Source organism: Pseudomonas sp. PD9R (genome assembly GCF_019200975.1).
Lineage (GTDB): Bacteria > Pseudomonadota > Gammaproteobacteria > Pseudomonadales > Pseudomonadaceae > Aquipseudomonas.
The window spans coordinates 66,648-89,379 of sequence record NZ_JAHTMR010000019.1; the positions used below are offsets into that span (position 1 = coordinate 66,648).

At 59.3% G+C, this 22,732-nt stretch carries 20 protein-coding genes; 14 read left to right on the forward strand and 6 right to left on the reverse strand.

Translation table 11 applies throughout. The features are described from left to right. Positions 1–3 precede the first annotated feature (3 nt). Positions 4–819: an ABC transporter ATP-binding protein gene (locus tag KUF73_RS27050; RefSeq protein WP_218441033.1), complete on the reverse strand. Its 816-nt coding sequence runs from the start codon at positions 817–819 to the stop codon at positions 4–6. Further along, positions 816–2,414, reverse strand: a complete 1,599-nt coding sequence (locus KUF73_RS27055) for an ABC transporter permease (protein WP_218441034.1) — start codon at positions 2,412–2,414, stop codon at positions 816–818. Before KUF73_RS27055 ends, KUF73_RS27050 begins: the two co-directional genes overlap by 4 nt. Before the next feature lie 386 nt (positions 2,415–2,800). Between KUF73_RS27055 and KUF73_RS27060 the strand changes: the two genes are divergently transcribed. Next, complete coding sequence (locus KUF73_RS27060; RefSeq protein WP_218441035.1) at positions 2,801–3,814, forward strand: ABC transporter substrate-binding protein; 1,014 nt, start codon at positions 2,801–2,803, stop codon at positions 3,812–3,814. Between the two features lie 79 nt (positions 3,815–3,893). Here the strand turns inward: KUF73_RS27060 and KUF73_RS27065 are convergent, their stop codons facing one another. Beyond that, positions 3,894–4,814 (reverse strand): LysR family transcriptional regulator, encoded by a 921-nt coding sequence (locus KUF73_RS27065; protein ID WP_218441036.1) that lies wholly within the window; start codon positions 4,812–4,814, stop codon positions 3,894–3,896. A 183-nt stretch (positions 4,815–4,997) separates the two neighbouring features. Here KUF73_RS27065 and KUF73_RS27070 point away from each other — a divergent pair, with 183 nt between their 5' ends. Next, complete coding sequence (locus KUF73_RS27070) at positions 4,998–5,918, forward strand: TauD/TfdA family dioxygenase (protein ID WP_218441037.1); 921 nt, start codon at positions 4,998–5,000, stop codon at positions 5,916–5,918. Between the two features lie 83 nt (positions 5,919–6,001). Here KUF73_RS27070 and KUF73_RS27075 read toward each other — a convergent pair whose 3' ends face one another. Together KUF73_RS27075 and KUF73_RS27080 are read right to left on the reverse strand one after the other, a co-directional pair. Continuing rightward, complete coding sequence (locus KUF73_RS27075) at positions 6,002–7,618, reverse strand: alkaline phosphatase family protein (protein WP_218441038.1); 1,617 nt, start codon at positions 7,616–7,618, stop codon at positions 6,002–6,004. 189 nt (positions 7,619–7,807) lie between these two features. Beyond that, positions 7,808–8,752 carry a LysR family transcriptional regulator gene (locus KUF73_RS27080; protein ID WP_218441039.1) on the reverse strand — a complete coding sequence of 315 codons (945 nt, stop codon included), beginning with the start codon at positions 8,750–8,752 and terminating at the stop codon, positions 7,808–7,810. Positions 8,753–8,918: 166 nt separating this feature from the next. On the opposite strand from KUF73_RS27080, the gene KUF73_RS27085 reads away from it, so the two are divergent. From KUF73_RS27085 to KUF73_RS27140, 12 genes are all read left to right on the forward strand, one after another. Then, entirely contained in the window at positions 8,919–11,270 is a 2,352-nt protein-coding gene (locus KUF73_RS27085; protein WP_218441040.1) for a TonB-dependent receptor, read from the forward strand. Positions 11,271–11,293: 23 nt separating this feature from the next. After that, complete coding sequence (locus KUF73_RS27090) at positions 11,294–12,637, forward strand: aryl-sulfate sulfotransferase (protein WP_218441041.1); 1,344 nt, start codon at positions 11,294–11,296, stop codon at positions 12,635–12,637. A gap of 273 nt (positions 12,638–12,910) precedes the next feature. Next, positions 12,911–13,714, forward strand: coding sequence for an energy transducer TonB (locus tag KUF73_RS27095; protein WP_218441042.1), 804 nt, complete (start codon positions 12,911–12,913; stop codon positions 13,712–13,714). A 44-nt stretch (positions 13,715–13,758) separates the two neighbouring features. Further along, positions 13,759–14,484: a MotA/TolQ/ExbB proton channel family protein gene (locus tag KUF73_RS27100; protein ID WP_218441043.1), complete on the forward strand. Its 726-nt coding sequence runs from the start codon at positions 13,759–13,761 to the stop codon at positions 14,482–14,484. A gap of 1 nt (position 14,485) precedes the next feature. Further along, positions 14,486–14,887 (forward strand): biopolymer transporter ExbD, encoded by a 402-nt coding sequence (locus KUF73_RS27105; protein ID WP_008055381.1) that lies wholly within the window; start codon positions 14,486–14,488, stop codon positions 14,885–14,887. Positions 14,888–15,193: 306 nt separating this feature from the next. Further along, a complete protein-coding gene (locus tag KUF73_RS27110; protein ID WP_218441044.1) occupies positions 15,194–15,775 on the forward strand; it encodes an alpha/beta hydrolase in 582 nt (193 codons plus the stop codon). A gap of 56 nt (positions 15,776–15,831) precedes the next feature. Continuing rightward, positions 15,832–16,761 (forward strand): sigma 54-interacting transcriptional regulator, encoded by a 930-nt coding sequence (locus tag KUF73_RS27115; protein ID WP_218441045.1) that lies wholly within the window; start codon positions 15,832–15,834, stop codon positions 16,759–16,761. A gap of 244 nt (positions 16,762–17,005) precedes the next feature. Further along, positions 17,006–17,788, forward strand: a complete 783-nt coding sequence (locus KUF73_RS27120; protein WP_218441046.1) for a MetQ/NlpA family ABC transporter substrate-binding protein — start codon at positions 17,006–17,008, stop codon at positions 17,786–17,788. Positions 17,789–18,321: 533 nt separating this feature from the next. Beyond that, the gene (locus KUF73_RS27125) at positions 18,322–18,987 is read left to right on the forward strand and encodes an amino acid ABC transporter permease (RefSeq protein WP_218441047.1); all 666 of its coding nucleotides are present in this window, start codon (positions 18,322–18,324) and stop codon (positions 18,985–18,987) included. Further along, on the forward strand, positions 18,968–19,627 hold the full coding sequence (locus tag KUF73_RS27130) for an amino acid ABC transporter permease (RefSeq protein WP_218441048.1): 660 nt from the start codon (positions 18,968–18,970) through the stop codon (positions 19,625–19,627). The genes KUF73_RS27125 and KUF73_RS27130 overlap by 20 nt, the downstream gene beginning before the upstream one ends. Further along, positions 19,624–20,406 (forward strand): amino acid ABC transporter ATP-binding protein, encoded by a 783-nt coding sequence (locus KUF73_RS27135; protein WP_218441049.1) that lies wholly within the window; start codon positions 19,624–19,626, stop codon positions 20,404–20,406. The genes KUF73_RS27130 and KUF73_RS27135 overlap by 4 nt, the downstream gene beginning before the upstream one ends. Next, on the forward strand, positions 20,403–21,287 hold the full coding sequence (locus tag KUF73_RS27140; RefSeq protein ID WP_218441050.1) for a transporter substrate-binding domain-containing protein: 885 nt from the start codon (positions 20,403–20,405) through the stop codon (positions 21,285–21,287). Before KUF73_RS27135 ends, KUF73_RS27140 begins: the two co-directional genes overlap by 4 nt. Before the next feature lie 119 nt (positions 21,288–21,406). Here the strand turns inward: KUF73_RS27140 and KUF73_RS27145 are convergent, their stop codons facing one another. Then, the gene (locus tag KUF73_RS27145; RefSeq protein WP_218441051.1) at positions 21,407–22,603 is read right to left on the reverse strand and encodes an AAA family ATPase; all 1,197 of its coding nucleotides are present in this window, start codon (positions 22,601–22,603) and stop codon (positions 21,407–21,409) included. Positions 22,604–22,732: the final 129 nt, after the last annotated feature.

Sequence of the window (22,732 nt, forward strand, 5' to 3'; positions counted from 1 at the left end):
TGTTCAGCAGGCAATGAAAGACAACGGCAGATCGCGCACCTGCACCGGGACCGGTGGCTGGTAGTGGTCGTCGCTGGTGAGTTCGTGAAGCAGTTCTTCACGCAGTTGGTGGAAGTCGAAACTGCTGCGCTGGCGCGGATGGGGCAGGGCAATGTCGACCACTTGCTTGATCCGCCCCGGACGCGGCTCCATCACCACCACGCGGTCGGCGAGGAAAATCGCTTCCTCGACATCGTGGGTCACCAGAATGGTGGTGATTTTTGCCCGTGCGCGAATTGCCAAAAGCTCGTCCTGCATCTGCTGGCGAGTCAGCGCGTCGAGGGCGCCGAAGGGTTCGTCCAGCAACAAAATCCGTGGGCTGGCCACCAGGCCGCGAGCGATTGCCACCCGTTGTGCCATGCCGCCGGAGAGTTGGTGCGGATAGGCGCGGGTGAAGTCGCGCAGGCCCACCAGCTCAATGAAATCATTGATGCGTTTGTGCTTTTGTTCAGCGCTCAAAGGCTCGTTGACCAGCCCCAAACCGATGTTGTCGGCCACGGTCAGCCAGGGGAACAAACGGTGTTCCTGAAAGACGATGCCGCGTTCGCCGCCGATGCCGCTGACAGCTTTGCCGTCGGCAGTGATCTGCCCGCGAAACTGCGTATCAAGGCCCACCAGCAACCGCAGCAAGGTGGACTTTCCGCAGCCGCTGGAACCGACAATCGCGACGAACTCACCTTCGGCGATGTCCAGGTTGAATTCGCGAATGGCCTCCAGTTCAAAGCCGTCGACGTCAAAAGATTTGCCTACATGGTTAAAGCTGACGATGGGTGCGTTCATGCGTGTCTCCAGCGGGTGGCGCGGATTTCCAGGCGTTGGCCAATGAGGTTGAGCAGGGCGCCAGTGAGGCCGACCAGCAACATGCCGGCCATGATCAGGTCCATGCGCAGCAGTTGTTGGGCACCGATCATCTGGCTGCCGATGCCGCCGTTGGACGGCATGAAGTATTCAGCGCCGATGGTGCCGAGCCAGGCGTAGATCAGGCTCAACCTGAGCCCGGCAAAAATCCCCGGTGCAGCGCCCGGCAGTACCAGGCGAGTCAGGCGTTGGCGCAGATTCAGGCGCAGCACCCGCGCTGCTTCATTCAGTTGCGGCGAGAGGTTGGCGACACTGCGTTGGGTGGCGATGAACAGCGGGAAAAATGCGGCGAGCGCGACGAACACCCACTTGGCCAGTTCACCCAACCCGAACCACGCGGTGAGCAACGGCACCCAGGCGAAAATCGCGATCTGCCGGATGGCGGCGAGGGTCGGGCCTAAAACCCGCTCACTGGTGCGCGACAGCCCCAGCAACAAGCCCAGCGTAAATCCGAGACCGCCGCCCAGCAGGAGCCCACCGAGGGTGCGGCCCAGACTCAAAGCCATTCCGCCGATCAACGTGCCGTCGAGCAAGCCGTTCCACGTGGTGTCCAGCACTGCCAACGGGCTGACCAATATGTTGGCGTCCACCCATTGCTGATTGCTCGCCAATTGCCACAACAGCAGCAACGCCAGCGGCAGCAGCCAGGGTTGCAGGCGCTGCCAGCCTTGATACCTCGGGCCACGACGGATTTCGGCGGTGGCGGGGTGCGGCCAGTGCACCAGTTTTTTGTCCAGCAGGCCGATGCCGCGATCCATTGCCACGCCTATCACGCCGATCACCACAATGCACACGAACACGATGTCGAGCATGAACAGCTGACGTGCCCAAACCATCAGGTAGCCGATGCCTTCACTGGAGGCGAGCAGCTCAACGGCGAGCAGCGAGGTCCAACCGGCGGCCAGCGCCAGGCGAACGCCGGCCATGAACGCCGGCAATGCAGCGGGCAGCACCAGTCGGCGAATCAGCAGCCGTGGGGGCAGGCGCAACACCGCAGCGGCTTCGCGCAGTTTCGGTTGGGCATCGCGCACGCCAACAAGTGTATGGAGGGTTACCGGCACCACAATGGCCTTGATCAACACCACCAGTTTCAACACTTCGCCGATGCCAAAAAACACCATGAACAAAGGTATCCACGCCAGCGTCGGGACTTGCGACAACCCGGCGAATGTCGGGAACACCAGGCGTTCGAGCGGGCGGCTGAAACCCAGTGCTGCACCCAACACCGCCCCCGCAGTGATCCCCGCGAGCAGGCCCCAGAACAGCCGTTGCAGGCTGATCCACAAATGGCTCCACAACTCGCCGTGGGCCAACTCCACTGCGCTGGTCCAGACCAGCGATGGCGCCGGCAGGATTTGTTCACTCATCCAGTGATTGCGGCTGGCGAGCCACCACAGGGCAAACAGACTGAGGGGCAGCAGCCAGGGCAACAGCCGCTGGCTCAGCGTCGGCCATAGATGCCGACCGTTGAGCGGCGGCGCAGCCAGCGGCAGGCTGAGCAGGGAAACACGGGCCATAAGGTGACCTCCGTTGTTTTACCTCCTGTAGGAGCGAGGCTTGCCCGCGAAGGCGATGTGGCAGTCAAATCAGTGTTGAATGTGATGGCCTATTCGCGGGCAAGCCTCGCTCCTACAGAGATATTGATATATGCACAATTGATCTATAAATAATTAAATAAATACTAATAAGAGATAAGCGAGACCATTTAAGGCCTCCAGCCAATACGCATCCAATGCATTCGAAGAATATTTTCGATGCTGGCTATGCATACCGCCCCAAGAGGTCCGGACTGACTGGTTTAGATCTAAAAGATATAAAAATGTGAATTTATAGTATTTAAACAATGGTCAACAATCGGCCTACTTTCTGCTCCTCAACGCCGTCGCCTTCAGGAGCCGCACCCATGAGCATTCCCTTCAAACGCGTCATCAGCTTGTTCGCCGCCCCGGCCCTGGCGGGGTTACTGGCGTTCAGCGCCCACGCCGCTGATCTCACGGAAATCCGCATCGCCGTGCCCGACCTCAGTGCCGGCACTCAACACAGCGGGGGCGGTGTGGTGGACGTACTTCGTGATCAACAGATCTATGAAAAGGCCTTCGCCGATCAAGGCATCAAGATTCAGTGGAATTTCTTCAAAGGTGCGGGGCCGGTGATCAATGAGGCTTTCGCCAACGGTCAGGTTGACCTGGCGTACCTCGGCGACCTCGCGGCGATCATCGGCAAATCCAATGGCCTGGATACGCGAGTGCTGAGTGCCTCGGCGCGTGGAGTGAAGCATTACCTGGGCGTGGTGCCGGGCTCAGGGATCAAGACGCTGCAAGACCTCAAAGGCAAGCGCGTGGCGATCTTTCGCGGCACCGCCAGTCAGTTGTCTTTCGACGCGGCGCTGGCCAGTCAGGGGTTGAGCGAGAAGGATCTGAAGGTCATCAACCTGGACTTCAGCGGCGCTGTTGCGGCGCTCGCGGCCAAGCAGATCGATGCCTCGTGGGGCGGCTCCACATTGACGGCGTTACAAGCCAAAGGGCTGGCCGAGTTACCGTTGAACACCAAGGATCTGAACGGCGCGGGCAGTGTTCAGGCCGTATTGGTGGGCAATGGCAAGTTTGTCGACGAGCACCCGGAGGTCGTGGCGAAACTGCTGAAGGCCCAGCAGCAAGCGGTGCAGTGGCTGACTCAGGACGGCAACAAGGATGCCTATATTCAGCTGGTGTCGGGGCTGGCGAGTTATCCGCCGGTGATCCTTACCCAGGATTTGAAGGATCAGAAATTGAGCGAGGTGTTCCCATCGACACTGGACCCGGTGTTCCTCGGCAAATTGCAGGACGCGGTGGACCTGGCTTCGCAGCAGAAGCTGATACGCAAGCCGTTCAAGGTGAGCGATTGGGTGGCACCTGAACTGGCTGCGGCAAAGCTCTAAAACCTTAAAAGATCGCAGCCTTCGGCAGCTCCTACATTGATCCCTGTAGGAGCTGCCGGAGGCTGCGATCTTTTGATCTTCAAATGGCTACAGCGACCTGCTGAGTATCCACCGCCACCAACGTCTCAATCATCTCCCGCGCCGCCGGCGACAAACGAAACCCGGTACGACTCACGATCCCGCACCGCGCATTCATGCTCTCGATGTTCTGCGGCAGGTTGCGCCAGTGCAGCAACGCCAGCGAACCCTTGGCGATGTCCTCGACAAACGCCTCTTCCGTGCCCACGCCAATGGCGTTCGATTGCAACACGATTTTCACCAGCGCCGGGAAATGCTCGGTCTCGATGGTCGGGGAAAAATCCATCCGCCCACTGAGGTTCGCCAGCAGTTTGCGAATGCCTGGCGGAATCAGCGTGGTCGCCAACGGATAGTCGAACATGTCGTTGGTCGACAAGCTTTCCTTGGCCAGCAGCGGATGCCCCGGGCGGCAGAAAAACACCCCGCGTTTGGGGGTCAGGGCCTGGGTCTGGAAGTTCGGGTCGGCTTCGAAATGACGGATGTCGGCGATGAAGAACTCGATTTCTTCGCGGCTCAGCGCACGGCTGAGATTTTCCCAGTTATCCACTTGAAAACAGGTGCGCACTTTGGGGTGCGCATTAATGAATTGCGCCACCGCGTCCGGCACCAGTTTTACGGCCGGGGCCGGGCCGCAACCGAAGCGCAATTCGCCGGCATCGAGCTTGGTCATCTGAGTCACTTCGGCGCTCAACAGTGCCGCGCCTTGCACCAGCGTGAGGGCGTGTTGCAGCACCACCTGGCCTTCGGGCGTGGGCCGCAAGTCCTTGTTGCCACGGTCCACCAGTACGCAGCCGAACTCTTGCTCAAGGCCCTGGATACTGCGGCTGAAGGCCGGCTGTGTGATGCCCATGGCGTCTGCCGCACGGACAAAACTGCGGTGTTCATTGAGGGCGATGAAGTAGCGTAACTGGCGAAGATCCATATGCTTTTCCGGCATCCTAAAAATAGCTCGAAGGCATTTGCGACGAGGGTTGATTGAGGTTTTAAATGCAAGCTCTTATTCCGTCAACGAAGCATGTGAATATCTATTAGATCTAAAGTGAATATAGATAGAGCGTTGTTTCGCTGCCGCTCAACCGTCAGCAGTCCGATCGAGGGTCTACCCATGAGCAATGCCGCTTTAGCTGTAAAACCCGCTGTTCACGCGCTGGAAATCCATCCGGTGGCCGGCCGGATTGGCGCCGAGATTCGTGGCGTGCAACTTTCCGGTGAATTGGACGCCGCTACCGTCGAAGCAATCCAGCAGGCGCTGGTGCAGTACAAAGTGATCTTCTTCCGCGAGCAGACTCATCTCGACGATCAGCGTCAGGAAGCTTTCGCCCATTTGCTCGGCGAACCGGTGGCGCACCCGACCGTGCCGTCCCGTGAAGGCACTCGATACCTGCTGGAACTGGACGGCGCTGAAGGCCAGCGCGCGAACTCCTGGCACACCGACGTGACGTTTGTTGAGGCCTACCCGAAAGCCTCGATCCTGCGCTCGGTGGTTGCGCCCGCCTTCGGTGGCGACACCCTGTGGGCCAACACCGCAACCGCCTACAACGAACTGGCGCCAGAGTTGCGCGAGCTGGCGGACAAACTCGTGGCCGTGCACAGCAACGAGTACGACTACGCCGGTGCCAAGCCTGACGTGTCGGCGGAGAAGCTCGAACGCTACCGCAAAATCTTCACCTCGACCGTTTACGAGACCGAACACCCGGTGGTTCGCGTGCACCCGATCAGCGGTGAAAAAAGCTTGCTGCTGGGGCATTTCGTCAAGCGCATCAAGGGTTATTCACAGGGCGATTCGGCGCACTTGTTCGGCCTGTTGCAAAGCCATGTCATTCGCCAGGAAAACACCGTGCGCTGGCGCTGGAAGGCCGGTGATGTGGCGATCTGGGATAACCGCTCTACCCAGCACTACGCGGTGGATGACTATGGAACCCAGGACCGTGTGGTGCGACGCGTGACGCTCAAGGGTGAGGTGCCAGTCGGGGTGGCGGGGCAGCGCAGTCAGACGGTGAAGGGGCCGGATATCGGCGGCGTCTGATCTGACGCTTTCGCGGGCAAGCCTCGCTCCTACAGGTTTTGTGCGTGACCTGTAGGAGCGAGGCTTGCCCGCGAAGCTTTTTGCTACCAAACGCCGATCTGCACCATTTTCTCGGTCTCCGGCTCGCCATAACGAAACCGCTGCCCACGCCAATCAATCTCCTGATGGCTGATCGTCGTCCGCCGCTTCAACCCGCGCACCCACTCAAACAAATACCCCGCATGCGCTTCGCGAACCAACGCGTAGGCCGGGTCCGCGCCCAAATCCCGCAATTCCTGCGGATCATTCAGCAGGTCGAACAGCTGTGGCCGAAAACCGTCGTACGCCAGGTATTTCCAGCGCTCGCTGCGCACCATGGTCATGCGGCAACGGTCGATGGGTTGTTGCAGGCGCTCCCGCGCCGGCGCTTGAAAAGCGTAGTCGTATTCACTGATCGCAAAACGGCGCCAGTCGGTTTTTACACCGTGCAGCAGCGCAATCAGCGAGCGCCCTTCAAGCCGATGCTCAGCGCTTGGCAGCCCCAGCGCTTCAAGGAACGTTGGCAATGCGTCGATGGTTTCCACCAGTCGCTCATCCACCGAGCCACGTGTGATATCCGCTACCGGGCGCGGGTCGCGAACGATCAGCGGAATACCCACCGATTGCTCCAACAGGAACTCTTTTTCCCCCAGGTAATGGTCGCCAAGGAAGTCGCCGTGGTCGCTGGTAAACACGATCAGGGTGTCGTCCCAACGCCCGCTGCTTTGCAGAAAATCGAACAGCCGCCCGAGCTGGTCATCGACCTGTTTGATCAGGCCCATGTACGTCGGAATCACGTTCAAGCGCACTTCATCCCTGGAGAAATTCAGGCTTTCTTCGTGCTGGCGGAACGCGTTGTACACCGGGTGATCGCTGGCCTCGCCGACGGCCGCGCGCACCGGTTCGATCACCTGTTCTGCGCCATACAGCGCGTGATACGGCGCCGGCGCGATATAGGGCCAGTGCGGTTTGATGTACGACAGGTGCAGGCACCACGGCTGCTCGCCCTGTTCGGCAATGAAGTCGAGGGCGCGGTCGGTGGTGTAGACGGTTTCCGAATGCTGTTCGGGGATGCGCGCCGGAAAATGGGCGTTGCGCATTTTCCAGCCGCTGAGGATTTCGCCCTGTTCACCTTCGGCAGCATTGCCCCAGTCGTGCCAGGGATTACGGCCTTCGAAGCCGAGGCTCCGCAGGTAATGGGTGTAGGGCGCGGATTCGCGTTTTTCATCGAACAATGGGGCGTCGGGGAAGATGCCGTCATGGCGAAAGTACGGTTCGAAACCAGCTTCATTCAACGCCAATGCCTGATCGCTGAGCGGGTCGATAGCCAGTCGTTGCAAGGCGTCGAGATTCGGCGTGGCGTGGGTCTTGCCCACCAGCGCTGTGCGAATGCCATGGGGCCGCAGGTAGTCGCCGATGGTCAATTCCTCCAGCGGCAACGGCACGGCGTTCCAGGTGACTTGATGACTGCTGACGTAACGTCCGGTGTAGGCCGACATCCGCGAGGGGCCGCAGATTGTACCTTGGGTGTAGGCGCGGCTGAAACGGACCCCAGCGGCGGCCAGGCGATCAATGTTGGGGGTGTGCAAGTGCGGGTGGCCGTAGCACGACAGGTAATCGCGGCGCAGTTGATCGCACATGATGTACAGCACATTGCGCACGGGGTTTTCAGGGTTGGGCATGGGGTTCACCGATCAGAAGACAGGCGAGGTTTTTCGCTGTTTGGAGGGTATGAGGCAAGTGCGTTTGGGGAATGGATTTTATGCAGGGGCTGCATCGGCGTTTGAGCCGAAGCTTTCGCTGGCAAGCCTCGCGCCTACAGGTTTTGTGCGTGACCTGTAGGAGCGAGGCTTGCCAGCGATGAGGTCGGATCAGACAGCAAAATTGTCCAGCGAACATACCTCGTCATCCACCGCATCCACCTCCTTGATCTGCGCAATCATCGCCTCGGCCAGCGGTGACAACCGATACCCGGCGCGGCTGACAATCCCATAGCGGGTGTACAGCTCTTCCAGGTCATCCGCCAACCCCTCGATCCGCAAACACACCAGCTCGCCCTTGGCATGGTGCAGCGCATCCGAGTAAGCGCCGACGATGCCGATCGCATCCGAACGCATCACCACACTCAACAAGCTGTAGCTGTTTTCGCATTCCACATTGGGGGTGAAATCCGGCCGCCCGCTCAAGTCAACGATGACCTTGCGCAGGTTCGGCGGGCGGATGGTCACTGCCATCGGATAGCTCATCAATTCGGCGGCGCTGACGGTTTCGCGATCCGCCAAGGGATGTCCGGCGCGGCAGCAGAAATGCCATTTGCGCGGGCGCAGTCGTTGAGTCAGATAGTCCGGGTCGGCCTCGAACTGTCGGGTGTCGGCGACGAAAAATTCAAACTCTTCACTCAACAGCCGCTTGCTCAAGCTCTGCCAGTCATCCACCTGAAATTGCACACGTGCTTTCGGGTAACGCCCGATGAAGCTGCCGATGGCCCGCGGGATCAACCCTGCTGCAGGTGCCGGGCCGCAACCGAAGCGCAATTCGCCAGCCTCCAGGCCATTGAACTGACTGATTTCGTTGGCCATCTGCTGCGCACCGCTGACCAGCCGCCGCGCATGTTCGAGCAACACCTGGCCCTGTTTGGTCGGCGCCAGATCCTTGCGCCCGCGATCCACCAACTGACAACCGACGCTGTGTTCCAGCGCCTGAATGCTGCGGCTGAAGGCTGATTGCGACAGGTTCACCGCCATGGCACCCGCGACGAAGCTGCGCTGGTCGGCGAGGGCGATGAAGTGTCGGAGCTGGCGCAAATCGATATGCATTTTTCACATAAAAAATATCGGGGAAATGCATTGGATATGCATTAGGTCGACTCCTTATAAAGGCTATCTCTTATGCAGTAAAAGTTTGTAAAAACATAAATAAATAACTTTAAAGAATATGCACTGCTGACTAGTCGCTGTGTGTTTTTTGACCAGGAGCCGCTTTATGAGTCCGTTGAACCTTGCGTCACCCCTTACACCCCGACGGCTCAAACGCCTGCCCCTGGCTCTGTTGTTGGCGGGAAGTGCCCAGGCTTACGCCGCCGACACCGTCACCGCCGAAGCGCCACCCGCCGGAAAAACCACGGCCGACAGTTCGCAATTGGAAACCGTGACCGTGACCACTCGCCGTCGCGAAGAAAGCTCGCAAGACGTGCCGACGCCTATGAGCGTGGTCAGCGGCCAGACCCTGGAAACCCAGCGGGTCTATCGCATCCAGGATTTGCAGCAACTGGTGCCCAGCGTCAACGTCGCCTACATGCATGCGCGCCAGTCCAGCGTGTCTATTCGTGGCCTGGGCAACAACCCGGCCAGCGATGGCCTGGAAGGCAGCGTCGGCCTGTACATCGATAACGTTTACCTCGGCCGTCCGGGCATGGCGGTGTTCGACCTGATGGACATCGAACAGCTCGAAGTGCTGCGCGGTCCGCAGGGCACGTTATTCGGCAAGAACACCACTGCCGGCGTGATCAACATCAACACGCGGGCGCCGACGTTTACCCCGGAACGCAGCATCGAAACGTCGGTGGGCGAGGACGGTTACTTCCAGACCAAGGGCACGATTTCCGGCCCGCTAAATGATGAACTCGCCGGGCGCTTTTCCGCTTACCGCACCCGCAGCGATGGCGACATCAAGAACGAATACGACGGCCATGATCTGAACGGTGGTTCCCGCGACGGCTTCCGCGCCCAGTTGTTGTTCAAGCCGAACGAGGCGTTCAACCTGCGCTGGATCGGCGACTACAACGAAGAAGATTCCAGCGCCGGCACCCGTGTGCTGTTCAATACCGGGCCGACCATCAATGGCGTCAACCTTTACCAGGCCCGGGCCAATGCGGCTGGCGCCACGCTGGTCGATGGCACGCACCGCAAGGTCAACCTGAACAACGATCAACACGTCACGGTGCATCAGGGCGGCACGTCGGTCGAGGCGAACTGGACACTGCCGAGCGACTTCACCCTGACCTCTATCAGCTCCTACCGCTGGTGGAATTTCACCCCACGCAACGACGACGGTCTGAACGTCTCGGCGACGTACAACGCCGGGGTCTCGGTGGAGGACAAACAGTACTCCCAGGAATTTCGCCTGGCCTCGCCCACAGGCGGGTTCTTCGACTATGTGCTCGGTGCCTATTACTTCGGCAACGATCTGGACAACAAATCCTTCGCTTATTACGGCCCGCAAGCGGACATCTGGAACGGCACGCCAGCGGGTGCCCTGGCCAACGTCGACAGCATCGGCAATGGTCACATCCAAACCAACAGTTTTGCGTTGTTTGCCCAAGGCACCTGGCACCTCACCGAAAAACTGGATTTCACCGCCGGTGTACGTGGCACTTATGAAGAGAAAAACGCCTGGGTTACCCGAGATGCGCCTGTGGGTGGCGCGGCAGTGACCGGCGCGGCCGCCACCGCCAGGCGCGGTCGTGCCGGGATTTACGATTCCGGCGATTTGAACCAGTACAGCTCCAGCCCTTCCGGACTGCTGAACCTCAGCTACCACTTCAACGATAACCTGCTCGGCTACGCCACCCTGTCCCATGGCGAGAAATCCGGTGGTGTGAATCTGGCTGTCGGCACGGCCCCGGTCGCTGGCGCCGACTCGTTGCTGATTGGCACCGAACGCGCCAACAACGCCGAACTCGGCTTCAAAAGCACGCTGTGGGACCGCCGTCTTCAGCTTAACGCCAACGTGTTCTGGACCCAGGTCAACGCCTACCAGACCAACGCTTACGACGACGTCAACCGCGTGCAATACCTGACCAATGCCGGTTCGGTGCGTTCGCGTGGCGTCGAGTTTGAAAGCACGCTGATTCCGTTGCGCGGCCTGACGCTGAACATCAACGGCTCTTACAACGATGTCAGCTACCTCTCGTACAAAGATGCGCCGTGCCCGCCGGAAGTCAGCCTGGCGCCGGGAGCTCCAGCCTCTTGCGATCTCAGCGGCCACCAAGTGGTGGGTGCTTCGAAATGGATCGGCAACGCCAACGGCGAATACAAATGGAACCTCGCCAACGGTCTGGAAGAGTACGTCACCGGCAGCTATGCGTTCCGCTCCAAAGCGGTGGGCACGGTGGAGGATTCCGACTTCGGTCAGATCCCGAGTTATGCCGTGATCAACCTGTCCACCGGCCTGCGCGGCGACTTCAAGCAAGGCCAGTGGGACGTTTCGCTGTGGCTGAAAAACGCCTTCGACAAAACCTATTACACGACGCTCTGGACCGCTTCCAACGGCGGTTACGAAGGCTTGCTCGGCACGCCACGAACCCTGGGCCTGACCGGCCGTTACGACTTCTGATCTGACCTTCAAGGAGTTCCATCATGTTCAGCATCAAAACAGCTTTACCGGTGTTACTGACCGGCGCGGTATTCAGTGCGGGGACGTTCGCGGCACCCAGCGTCTACCCAACCGGCGTCACCCGCTACGACCCGGAGAAAGCCTTCAATCAGTACGTGATTTTCAGTGGTGCCGACAAGCAAACGCATCTGATCGACATGAACGGCAACGAGGTGAAAACCTGGCCGCAGGCGGGTTTCCCCTCGGCAATCATCGACCCGAAACTGGTGGGCGGTTCCCGCGGTCATGTGCTGCTGCAACTGAGCGACAAGGACCCTGGCAAGCTCGGCTCGGCCGGCAATGGCCTGGGCAATCAAAGTGTCGGTGAGCTGGACTGGAACGGCAAGGTGGTCTGGCAATGGGGCGACAAGGCGCCCGGCGGTGCCGCACAGCAACACCATGACCAGCGTCGCCTGAGCAACGGCAACACCGTGATACTGGCAAACAAGGTGCACAAAGTGGCGGGGTTCAAAGTGCCCGAAGTCATTGACGACGCCATCTATGAAGTCAGCCCCAAAGGTGAGGTGAAATGGCAGTGGCTGGCGTCGGAACATCTCGACGAATTCGGCTTCACACCCGAGCAGTTGAAACTGGTACATGCCAGCGACAACCCGGACTACCTGCACATCAACAACCTGAGCCTGGTAGGGCCCAACAAGTGGTTTGATGCGGGCGACAAACGCTTCAACCCGGACAACCTGCTGCTCGATTCACGCAACGCCAACTTCATCGCGATCATCGACAAACACAGCGGCAAAGTGGTCTGGCAACTGGGGCCGAACTTGCCGCTGATCGACCCGAAAACCGCGCAGAAACTGCCGCGTCCGGTAGACCAGTTCGTCGGTCAGCACGACGCCCACATTATCCCCGCCGGCTTGCCGGGCGCGGGCAATTTGCTGGTGTTCGATAACCAGGGTTCGGCGGGTTATCCGTCGGTCACGCTGGGACTGATATCCGGCTCGCGGGTGCTGGAAATCGACCCGGTTAAAAATGAAGTCGTCTGGCAGTACAGCGCCGCCAATTCGAAGCAACCAGGTTGGGCGTTTTACAGCTCGTTCATCAGCAGTGCCCGACGTTTGCCGAACGGCAATACGTTGATTGACGAAGGTATGAACGGACGATTTTTCCAAGTGACCGCCAGCGGTGAAAACGTCTGGGAATACGTCAGCCCGTACCTGGGTAAAGCACCGGGCAGTGACGCGATCAGCAACTGGGTCTACCGCGCCTTGCCGGTGAGTTACGAGTGGGTGCCGAAAGACACGCCGCGCTCGGAAACCGCCGTGCTTGCGCCCGTACCGGGCGTGCAGCAGACCAGCGCCAGTCGCTGATCAACGCTCAGAAGCGCTGGAAACCATGCCATCCGCGAATACTTTCAATGCCTCGAATGCATGCGTTTTCGGCCGATAGGCCACAGCCCTTGGAGAGCAAGGGCTCCAGCGAAACGGATAATTTGCATATTCGTTTTCGGTCTATTTTTAACATCAAAGATTACTTTCGGAGATAAGCGTCTAGCCCAATGATTCATCTACCGATTCGTCGTTCGGGGGATGTCGGGTTCGGCGTACCGGGTTATTCGCAAAGAGACCGCAGGGAGTAAATCAATGGGCAATGTCCAGACCGCCGCCAGTGCACATGAGGTGCTGTGGCGCCAGGCACCGAGTGGCGAGTTGGTCGACCTCGGGCGGGTACACCGCGTGCCTTTGGGCCAGTTGCGTTTGCAGCGTGCACCCAAAAGCATTTTGAGCCGACGCGAGGCGATTCTGCTCGGTGTGCTGGCGTTGCTGGTGCACGGCGCGGTGATCTACTGGGTCAATCAGCAGCCGACCAAAGTGCTGCCGATCGTACCGCCGGAGATTCCGCCGATGACCATCGAGTTTTCGCGCCCGGCACCGCCAGTCATCGCACCGCCGCCACCCCCGCAACCGACACCGCCAGTGGTCGAGCCTCCGCCGCCAGTGGTCGATGAGCTGGCAGCGAAACCGGCTCCGCCCAAACCAATTCCCAAACCGAAACCGGTGGCCAAGCCGATTCCGAAACCGGCCCCGAAAGCGGTCGAGCAACCGCCCGCGCCAGCTCAACCGGCCGCACCGATTTCAGCTCCGGCACCACCTGCACCCACGCCTGTGACACCGGCCTCGGCCAACGCTGCGTACCTGAAAAACCCGGCGCCGGAATACCCGTCGCTGGCCCAGCGTCGCGGTTGGGAGGGCACGGTGTTGTTGCGGGTGCATGTCCTCGCCAGCGGCAAGCCAGGCGAGATCCAGATTCAAAAGAGCAGTGGTCGCGAGGCCCTCGATGAAGCGGCCTTGAGCGCCGTGAAACGCTGGAGTTTCGTGCCGGCCAAACAGGGTGATGTCGCCCAGGACGGCTGGGTCAGCGTGCCCATCGATTTCAAGATTCATTAAACCGAAACCTATTTCGCGCGAAACGTTTACACGAGGAATCCATCATGACGTTATTGGCATCTCCACTTGAATCCATCGAAAGCGCGGTGATCTGGCTGCTGGTGGTTTTTTCTGTCGCCACTTGGGGCCTGGCGTTGCTCAAGGGTGTGCAGTTCGGCCGCCTGAAAGCTCAGGATAGAAAGTTTCACAAGCAATTTTGGGCCGCGTCGAGTCTGGATTCGGCGGCGGAGTTGGCTGATACGCAACCCGGCGCTGCGGCGCGGGTGGCGCAGGCCGGTTATGCAGCGATTCAGGTGGGCGAGGCGCCGCAAGCTGCGGACTTGAGCCAGGCGATCAATCATCAGGATCGCCTTGAGCGGGCCTTGCGTCAGCAGATCGTGCGTGAACGCCGCTCGCTGGAAACCGGGCTGGCGGTGGTCGCGAGTATTGGCAGTACGTCGCCGTTCATTGGTTTGTTCGGCACGGTGTGGGGAATCATGGAAGCGTTGAAAGGCATCAGCGCGGCGGGTTCGGCAAGCCTGGAGACGGTGGCCGGACCGATTGGTGCGGCACTGGTCGCCACCGGCGTAGGGATCGCCGTCGCGGTGCCGGCGGTGCTGGTTTACAACTACTTTTTGCGGCGTCTGAAGTTGACGGCGGCGGATCTGGACGACTTCGCCCATGACTTCTACAGCCTGGCGCAGAAGAGTGCGTTTCGCGTCCTGATCCACCCGACTGCACACAAAGTGGCCGCCCAGGGCAATGCGCAGAAAGTGAAGGAGGCGTCCTGATATGGCCTTCTCCACGCAAGACAGTGATGAGGTACTGAGCGAGATCAACGTGACACCGCTGGTGGACGTGATGCTGGTGCTGCTGGTGGTGTTTATTGTCACCGCGCCGCTGCTGACCAACGCGATCCCGATCAACCTGCCCAAGACCGAAGCCGTGGCGCCGGTGGAGCAGAAAGACCCACTGGTGGTGAGCATCGACGGTGCCGGGAAGCTGTTTATCAACAAGGATGAAATCCAGCCGGATTTGCTGGAATTCAAGCTACAGGCAGCCAAGGCCAAGGACCCCGAAGTGCGGGTGCAACTGCAGGCGGACGATGGGGTGAATTACGGCGAAGTGGCGCGGGCCATGGCGTCGATTGAGCGCGCAGGGATTACCAAGTTGTCGGTGATCACCGCGCGCTGACAGATTTTCGATTTTCCGGGGCCGTCTCCTTGGCAGGGTGCGGCCCCTTTTTTATTCCTGAAAACACAAACCCCCATTGCCTACAACACCCACCCTCTACCGCAACCCTGTAGGAGCTGCCGAAGGCTGCGATCTTTTGATCTTGTTTTTTAGAATCAAGATCAAAAGATCGCAGCCTGCGGCAGCGCCTACAGCGATATGTGATATTCGATATGGGTATTAATAAATAGCTTCTTATTCCTTAACGAATATAACTCTCGTCCCTATACTCGTTCAGGAACAGACACGCAGCAGGAGAGCTCCCCCATGCGCAACGAATCAATTCGCTACCTGATTGTGCCGGGCTGGCAAGGATCGCCAGAAGATCATTGGCAAAGCCACTGGCAGAACAGCCTGCCAAACAGCGCACGAGTGGAGCAGGCCGACTGGCTGACGCCGCGTCGTGAAGACTGGGTTGCTGCATTGGCCGAGGCGATTGCTGCCGACAGCACTCCTGTGATTCTGATCGCCCATAGCCTGGGGTGCATCACCGTCGCGCATTGGGCCGCGACCGCGCCCGTGCAGTTTTTGCGTCAGGTTCGCGGTGCGTTGCTGGTCGCACCGGCGGACGTCGAACGCCCGGCCTGTGCGCCCGCCCTGCGCAATTTCGCGCCGATCCCGACGACTCTTTTGCCCTTCCCGAGTCAGGTCGTCAGCTCCGATAACGATGCCGCCGTCAGCGCACCACGCGCTCTGGAACTGGCACGTAACTGGGGCGCCGAGGCGGGGATTCTCGCGGGTGCCGGGCACATCAATGTGAAGTCAGGTCATCAGCGTTGGGAGCAGGGTTTTGCCTATCTCTATCGCCTGCAAAACCGCATGGAACATCACGCCTTGCGCCGCGCCTGAAGTCTTTTATTTTTTCAACGCCCCCGTCTACCGGCGGTTTTGGGCGGGAGTCTGCCATGAGCTTTGAAACCTTCGGTCAGCCGCTGCTGACCTTTCCCGACGCCGAAAAAAGTCCCCTGAGCATCCGCGCCAAGGCGCTGGTGTTCGTCGATCCGCGTTCGCGGCAATTGCGCCAGGAACTGGAACAACTGGCACCACGCTCGATCTCGGTGTTGATTCGCGGCGAAACCGGCAGCGGCAAGGAACTGCTGGCGCGGCACATCCACCGAGCCAGTGATCGCGGCGGCTTGTTTGTATCGGTCAATTGCGGGGCGATCAGCCCAACCTACGCCGACGCGGAACTGTTCGGCTATGCTGCCGGCAGTTACAGCGGTTCAGCCAGCAGCCGTGCAGGCTGGTTTGGCTCGGCCAACGGCGGCACGCTGTACCTGGACGAGATCGGCGACCTGCCGTTGCCGATCCAGATCAAATTGCTCGCTGCCCTGGAAAACCACGAAGTGACCCGCGTCGGTGCCCACCAGCCAAGCCCGGTGGACGTGCGTCTCGTCGCGGCTACCAGCATCGATCTGGCACAAGCGGTGGCCGCCGGCAAATTCCATGAACGGCTCTATCACTACCTCAGCGAAGGTCAGCTCGAACTGCCGGCCTTGCGTGAGCGAGTCGGCGACATTCTGTCGCTGGCCGAATACTTCCTCGGCATCTACAGCCAACGCCTGGACTTGCCGGTGCCACTGATCAGCGAAGCCGCGCAAGTAGCGCTGGAGCGACACACCTGGCCCGGCAATACCCGTGAGCTGGAAAACGTCATTCACTTTGCGCTGTTGGTGAGCACCGGTGAGGAGATTTTGCCGGAGCATTTGAATTTGCCGGAGGCGCCTGTTTCGCTGTCGCAGATCGCTGACCAGATAAAAAAGATCCTGGGCAGTGGATCAGCCGCTGAGCAAACAGCCTTGAAACAATTGCTCAAAAACGCCTCGCTCCTGTAGGAGTTGCCGCAGGCTGCGATCTTTTGATCTGGTTTTTTGGGCGGCCTTAAATCCGCCAAGATCAAAAGATCGCAGCCTTCGGCAGCTCCTACCTGAGCAAAATGGAATATGAAGCTGAATAAACGTTATTGTCCGGGAATAAAAAATCCCGGTATTGTCCGCGTCACGCCAGCGATAGCACTTCACTGGCACCTCACTTGAAGCCGTCGTCGATGACGATCGCGAATGTCGATAAGGACACTGCATGAAAAAGGTTCTGTTGTTCACCGCACTGGCGGCTGCCCTGGCTGCGGGCCTGGCCCAGGCTGGCGAGAAACTGGTGGTTGCGGCAACCCCGATTCCTCACGCCGAGATTCTTGAACTGATCAAGCCAACCCTCGCCAAAGAAGGCGTGGACCTGGAAATCAAAGTCTTCACCGACTACGTTCAGCCGAACGTGCAGGTCGACCAGAAGCGTCTGGACGCCAACTACTTCCAGACCCTGCCGTACCTGAAAAGCTTCAACGAAGGCAAAGGCACCAACCTGGTCACCGTGATTGGTGTTCACGTTGAACCGTTCGGTGGCTACTCGAAGAAAGTCAAAACCCTGGCTGAGCTGAAAGATGGCGCGACCATTGCCATCCCGAACGAAGGCAGCAACAGCGGCCGCGCCCTGATCCTGCTGCAGAAGGCTGGCCTGATCGAGTTGAAAGACCCGAAAAACGCCCTGGCCACCCCGAAAGACATCGCCAAGAACCCGCACAACTTCAAGTTCAAAGAGCTTGAGTCCGCGATGCTGCCGCGAGTGCTGGATCAGGTCGACCTGGACATGATCAACACCAACTACGCGCTGGAAGCGGGTCTGAACCCGGCTAAAGACGCTCTGGTTATCGAAGGTGCCGATTCGCCTTACGTGAACTTCCTGGTGGCTCGTCCAGACAACAAGGACAGCGTTGCCATGCAGAAACTGGCCAAAGCCCTGACCAGCCCTGAAGTGAAAGCATTCATCGCAGAGAAATACAAAGGCGCGGTACTGCCTGCGTTCTGATTCGCGAGGTAAACCCTTTCAAGGTTTCCAACGCCGACGGCTGATACAGCGTCGGCGTTTTTTTATACGTCAGAAGATCAAAAGATCGCAGTCTTCGGCAGCTCCTACATTGATCTCTGTAGGAGCTGCCGAAGGCTGCGATCTTTTGATTTAGGGGGTTAAGCCACCCTGGCCTTCAACGCCCTGCGCAACGCCACCAATAACTTCACGATGTCCTGCGGATTCATGGGTTGTAGCACTTTTGCGTCTGCCATTTTTTCGTCCTTGTGATGGTTCGGCCGGGAGTCTGGCCAAAAGCGGTCCGTCCTTGGAGGGGCATTTTGAAAAAAAGATCCTTCCTACGGCGCAAAGGAAAATAGTCGTCTTCCGTCGCCTCGGCAAATTCACGGGATAGTTTTTTGCGTGATATCAATATGCTTTAACGGTATTTAAATTCTTGTTTTTATACCTTTAAAGTCGGTGCTTGCAGGGTCGTTATCCACGGCCCTTGGACTGCGCCACCGTCGCTTACCGAGCGGCGTCCAGGATGTTCAATGAACTTCGATTACGCTTTTATCCTCAGCACCCTGCCGGCGTTTCTCAAGGCCGTGGGCGTCACGCTGGAGGTCGGATTGATCGCCATCGGCACGTCGTTGCTGGTGGCACTGGTCAACGCGACGATTCTGGTGTTTCGCACACCGTACTTGCAGCGGCTGGTGGGGCTCTATGTCGAACTGGCGCGTAACACGCCGCTGCTGATTCAACTGTTCTTCGTCTACTTCGCCTTACCGGCACTCGGTATCAAAATCTCGGGATTTGCGGCGGCAATCATCACCATGACTTTTCTCGGCGGCGCCTACCTCACCGAAGTGCTGCGCGCTGGCGTGGACGCCGTGCCCCAGGCGCAACTCGAATCCGGCCGCTCCATCGGCCTGTCCCATGGGCAATTGCTGCGCTACGTGATCCTGCCGCAAGCCGGCATTCTCAGCCTGCCGTCGCTGTTCGCCAATTTCATTTTCCTGCTCAAGGAGACCACCGTGGTCTCGGCGGTGGCGGTGCCGGAAATTCTCTACACCACCAAGAGCTACATCGCGCTCTACTACAAAACCTACGAAATGCTCGCCGTGCTGACGCTGATCTGCGTGCTGCTGTTTTTGCCGCTGTCGCTGCTGCTCAGCCGTCTGGAAAGGAGGCTCCAGCATGGCCAGTTCGGGTCTTGAATTGCTGTGGGTGTCGTTGCCGCAATTGGGCAAGGGCGCTGCGCAAACCCTGTCGATTTCTTTTTTGAGCATCGCGATCAGTACCGTCGGCGGCGTGATCTACGGCGTGTTGTGCACGCTGAATGTGAAGTGGCTGAACGCGATCCTGCGGGTGTATCTGGAGCTGTTCCGGGCGATCCCGGTACTGGTCTGGTTGTACTTGTTGTTCTTCGGTCTTCCGATCTTCTTCGGGCTGAGCATCCCGAGCTTCTGGTGCGCGGTGTTGGTGTTGTCGCTGTGGGGCGTCAGCGAGGTCGGCGAGGTGGTGCGTGGCGCCTTGCATTCGTTGCCACGCGGGCAGCGTGAAGCAGGGCTGTCGATTGGTTTGAACGATCCGCAACTCTACGGCTACGTGCTGCTGCCGCAAGCGTTGAAACGCATGACGCCGCCGACCATCAACGTCTACACCCGAATCATCAAGACCAGCTCCCTGGCGGTACTGATCGGCGTGGTGGACGTGATCAAGGTCGGCCAGCAGATCATCGAGCGCACCTACGAATCAGTGCTGATCTACGGCGCTCTTTTCCTGTTTTTCTTTTTCATCTGCTACCCGCTGTCGGCCGCCTCGCGCGTGCTGGAGCGGCGCTGGACGCAAGCATGAGCGCATTGATCGAGTTCAAGGATTTCAACAAATTCTTCGGTGAACAGCAGGTCCTCAAAGAGATCGACTTGCAGGTGAAGTCGGGCGAAGTCATCGTCATTCTCGGTCCCAGCGGCTGCGGCAAAAGCACGTTGCTGCGCTGCCTCAACGGCCTGGAAGTCGCCCACAGCGGCAGCCTCCAATTTGCCGGCCGCGAGTTGCTGAGCAAGGGCACCGACTGGCGCGAAGTGCGGCAGCAGATCGGCATGGTGTTCCAAAGCTATCACCTGTTCCCGCACATGAGCGTGCTCGACAACCTGTTGCTCGGCCCGCTCAAAGTGCAGAAACGCGAACCCCGTGAAGCCCGCGCCCAGGCTGAGGCCTTGCTCGAACGCGTGGGCCTGGCGGACAAGCGCGATGCCTTCCCGCGCCAGCTCTCCGGTGGTCAGCAGCAACGCATCGCCATCGTCCGTTCGTTGTGCATGAACCCCAAGGTCATGCTTTTCGATGAAGTCACCGCTGCCCTCGACCCTGAGATGGTCAAGGAAGTGCTGGAAGTCATACAAGGGTTGGCCCGCGAAGGCATGACCCTGCTGATTGTCACCCACGAAATGGCTTTCGCCCGCGCAGTGGCTGACCGCATTGTGTTCATGGATGCCGGACGTATCCTTGAGCAAAACCCGCCCGAGATTTTCTTTACGAACCCGCAAACCGCACGAGCGCAGCAGTTCCTGGAGAAGTTCTCCTACGTCGCCGCACTACCCAAAACGACTCAAACAAAGGAACTGGAACTGCTATGAAAACTGCCAAGTCTTCACTCTTGCTGACACTCCCACTGCTGGGCCTTGCACTGTTGGCCGGCTGCAACAAAGCCGAAGAACCTGCAAAACCGAAAGTCGCCAGCGAAAGCACCGCACCGTCCGGTTATCTGGAAAAAATCAAGGCGCGGGACAAGCTGATCGTGGGTGTGTTCACCGACAAGCCGCCGTTCGGGTTCGTCAATGAAGCCGGGCGCTACGTCGGTTTCGATACCGACATCGGCCGGCAATTCGCCAAGGATCTGCTGGGTGATGAAAACAAGGTCGAGTTCGTAGCGGTGGAGCCGGCGAGCCGGATTCCGTTCCTGCAAAGTGACAAGGTCGATCTGATCCTGGCCAACATGACCGTGACGCCAGAACGCAAAGAAGCGGTGGAATTCACCAACCCGAACCTCAAGGTTGCGGTGCAGGCCTTGGTGCCAGAGAAAAGCGGGGTGAAAAATCTCGATGACCTGGCGACCCGCACCACTATCGTCACCACCGGTACGACTGCCGACATTTGGCTGACCAAGAATCACCCGGACTGGAAGTTGCTGAAGTTCGAGAAAAACTCCGAGTCCCTGCAAGCCCTGGCCAATGGTCGTGGCGATGCCTATGCACAAGACAATCTGGTGCTGTTCAGCTGGGCCAAGCAGAACCCTGGCTATCGCGTACTGAGCCAGACCCTGGGCGCCGAAGCGCCAATCGCGCCAGCGGTGAAGAAGGGCAATATCGAACTGCGCGACTGGGTGAATGCCGAGTTGGCGAAGCTGGGTGAGGACAAGTATCTGCTCAAGCTGTACGACCAGTACGTGCGCAAGGAACTGAGCGACGACACCAAGCCTGAGAGCGTGATTGTCGAGGGTGGGAAGTGGCAGGGGTGAGTAATCTCAACAGTCGGTAACGACTAAAAGATCGCAGCCTGCGGCAGCTCCTACAGGGGAATGCGTTCGATGTAGGAGCTGTCGAGTGAAACGAGGCTGCGATCTTTTCAGCGTTTAAATCAATCCGGCCAATACCACGCCGGCTCATCCAGCGTGCGCTGCCCGACAATCCCGGTTTGCCCAAGAATCTTCTCCAGCACAATGCAATTGCATTCCGGGTCCTGCTGCAACGCCGAGATCAACCGCCGTGCATGGGACACCACCCACACCTGACATTGCCCCGACGCGCGGATAATCAATCGCGCCAGCGCCGGCAGCAGATCCGGATGCAGACTGGTTTCCGGTTCGTTCAGCACCATCAATGTCGGTGGCCGAGGCGTCAGCAGTGCTGCCACCAATAACAAATAACGCAATGTCCCGTCCGACAACTCGGCTGCCGACAGCGGTCGCAGCAAACCCTCCTGATAAAACTCGATGGCAAATCGTCCGCCGGGCAGCGGTGCGATGTTCAATCGTGCGCCGGGAAAGGCGTCGCTGATCGCCGCCCGCAATGCATCGGCGTCGCCGATTTCGATGATGGTCTGCAAGGCTGCCGCCAGATCGCGACCGTCGTGGTGTAGCACGGGCGTGCGGGTGCCAAGTTGCGGTTGACGCACCGGGGCATCGGCGTCGCTGCGAAAGTGATCGTAGAAACGCCAGCGGCGGATGAATTCGCGCAGCTCCAGCACCTCAGGCGAAGTGCGCAGGCTTCCGACCTGATCGAACAGACTGTCGAAGTTCGGTGTGTGCTGCGCCAGCACGTCCCAGCTGCGATTGGCTCGGGCGCGAATCATCGGGCCATCGCGGTCTACCAGCAGGGCCGCCGGACGATAGAAAGGCCCGGACCAGATGCATTCGCGCTTGATCTGTGGGTCGAGGCTGAAGCGTGAGGGAATGGGTGAGCTGTGCTCGGGTAGCATGAAGTGGCCATTGGAATCAGGCAGCCCAAGGCCGATCGAGTAGCTGAAATCCTCGCCGGCAAAGCCCAGGCGCAGGCGTTTGACACCGTGCCGCACGCTGGCCTCGATCGGCACCTCACCGTTGCGCATGCGCCGGGTAATGGTTTCCGGGCCAGCCCAGAACGTGGAATCCAGCCCACCCTCGCGAGCCAGCGCATTGACCACGCCACCCTGAGCGGTTTCAGCCAGCAGGCGTAACGCGCGATAGAGATTGGATTTGCCGCTGCCGTTGGGGCCGGTGATCAGGTTCAACCGACCCAGCGGGATCACCAGTTTGTTGATCGAGCGGTAGTTGGCCACCGCAAGGATCTTGAGCATAAAAACGTTCCCTGTGACCGACCCGGTAGGAGCTGCCGAAGGCTGCGATCTTTTGATCTTGATCCATTAAAAGCAAAAGATCGCAGCCTGCGGCAGCTCCTACAGGTGAAATGCGTGGGCGAAGGTGCA